3 protein-coding genes are annotated in these 2,016 nt (G+C 76.9%); all 3 read left to right on the top strand.

What is annotated here, in order from left to right:
* The first annotated feature begins 76 nt into the window (after positions 1 to 76).
* On the top strand, positions 77 to 340 hold the full coding sequence (locus E0D90_RS25275; RefSeq protein WP_103502424.1) for an acyl carrier protein: 264 nt from the start codon (positions 77 to 79) through the stop codon (positions 338 to 340).
* Positions 341 to 343: 3 nt separating this feature from the next.
* The gene (locus tag E0D90_RS25270) at positions 344 to 1,270 is read left to right on the top strand and encodes a beta-ketoacyl-[acyl-carrier-protein] synthase family protein (protein ID WP_130800241.1); all 927 of its coding nucleotides are present in this window, start codon (positions 344 to 346) and stop codon (positions 1,268 to 1,270) included.
* Positions 1,267 to 2,016, top strand: a 750-nt coding sequence (locus E0D90_RS25265; RefSeq protein ID WP_130800240.1) for an acyl-CoA dehydrogenase family protein, incomplete at its 3' end; no start/stop codon positions are given. The genes E0D90_RS25270 and E0D90_RS25265, both read left to right, overlap by 4 nt.

Raw genomic sequence — 2,016 nt, 5'->3', positions numbered from 1 at the left:
CACCGCACCACCGCACCGCACCACCCCACCGAAACGTCCCCCGCCGCCGAACCGGCGGCCCTGCCAAGGAGAACCCATGACCACCGTCGCCGAGACCACCGACCAGCACCTCGTCACCACCGTCGTCAGCGCCCTCTCCGAGGTCCTGGGCGAGCCGCTGCCCGACGCCACCGCGCAGACCCGCCTCTTCGACGAGCTGCACCTGGACTCCACCAGCGTGCTCAGTCTGCTGATGGCCCTGGAGGACGCCCTGGACCTGGAGGTGGACCCGGAGAGCCTGGAGCAGCACCACCTGGAGACCGTCGGCTCCCTGGCCGGCTACGTCGCCGAGATCCGGTGACCGGTGCCAGCCTTCCGGCGCGATGACGCGGACCGCGGCCGACCGGCCGCGGTACCGCGCCTGGCCAGCGCCCTCACCCTGACCTTCACCCGGGACGACCGGGGCACCGAGCCCGCCGACATGTGGGCCTACAAGGACCACTGGCGTGACCTGGCCGGCGCCGAACTCGACTTCGGCTGGCTGGAGTCGGCGCCCGCCGTCAGCTACCACGACATGGCGGAGGCCGTGGGGCGCGCGCTCGGGCCCGAGACCCTCGCCGGCATCGACCTGGTCGTCGTCGCCATGACGGTCGCCGACTGCCGCCACGCGTCGATGGCCGGGGCACTCCTCGGCGGCCTCACCGACAACGACGCGCTGGTACTCGGCGTCTCCGAGCAGGGCGCCGCCGCCCCGTTCACCGCGCTGCGGATCGCCACCGGACAGCTCGCCTCCGGCTCCCGGGACCGGGCGCTGGTGGTGGTGATGGAGCAGTCGACACTCCCACCGTGCCCGGTCGCGGGGGTGCGCCCCACCCGGGACGCGGCGGTCGCGATGATCCTGGAGACCGGCCCCGGCCCCGGGGCACGCGTCGGCACACCGCAGATCACCGTCACCTCCCGCGGCGCCGACCCCGACCCGGCCGCCGCAGCGCCGCCGGCCGAACCGGCCTCGCCGGTGCGGACCCTGATCGCCGGGCCGGGGCTCGACGGCCTGGCCCCGGCCGACGGAGTCCGGCTGCTCACCGCCGAACCGGGGCTGCCCGGCGCCGGCGTGTGGGCCACCCTCGCCCGGCATCTCAACACCGGTGAGGTGGACGGCGACATCCTCGTCGCCGACCGCGACCCGCATCTGCCCTACCACTGCGCGCTGCACCTGACCGAGGTGCCCTCCGGCACCCCGCCCGTTCCCGCCGCGACCGCCCGGAACACTCCCAAGGAGCTGGTCCCATGAGCTTCCTCGCGCCGCCCCCGACCCCACCGCCGCGCACCGCGCCGCGGCCCCTCACTCCGGCGGCCACACGCCCGGCTCCCTCCCCGGCCGCCGCGGCGGACGGGCCGGACGGCTCGCTCGCCGCCCGGCTGGCCGCGCTGCACACGGCGACCAGCCCCGGCGTGCTCCCGGCCGGTCCGGGCGGCCACCTGCTGCTGCCGGAGCAACTGGTCGCCGCCTGCGGGCGCTTCTCCACTCCGTCCGGCCCCCGGTCACGCGGCACCTCCGCCGAGGAGGTGATCGGGCACGTCACCGTCGGCGACGGCTCGGGCCGCCTGGTGGCCCTGCGGATCGCCGGCGCCGGTCCCGGTCCCGCCACGGCCGGGGACGACTGGGCGACGGGGCTGGTCCCGGTCCGGCTGGCGGTCGCCGAGGCGGTACTGCGCCGGGCCACCGACCACCTCCAGCACCGCAGCGTGCAGGGCACCACCACTCTCGGACTGCCCATGGTGCGTGCCCTGGTCGCCGACGCGGCGGCGTCCGTCGCCGAGGCCCGTGCCCTGACCGCGACGGTCGCGGCAACCGGGCCGGGCGCGGCCGACGACGACGCCGCACGCCAGCTGCTCCGCCGGGCACACCGCGCGCTGGACGCCTGCGGCCGCACCGCGCTCCACCTCCTGGGCGCCACCGGCTACCTGACCGACGGTCCCGGCAGCACGGTGCGCGCCTCGGAACTGCTGGCCGACGCCTACGCGCCCGCCCCGACC

Source organism: Streptomyces otsuchiensis (assembly GCF_004305975.1).
GTDB lineage: Bacteria > Actinomycetota > Actinomycetes > Streptomycetales > Streptomycetaceae > Streptomyces > Streptomyces otsuchiensis.
Note: the sequence above shows the minus strand (reverse complement) of the source record. Positions and strands in the feature narration are given on the sequence as shown.

Coding starts and splice junctions, on each gene's coding strand:
- E0D90_RS25275 (WP_103502424.1), top strand. CDS start 77: ATGACCACCGTCGCCGAGACCACCGACCAGCACCTCGTCACCACCGTC.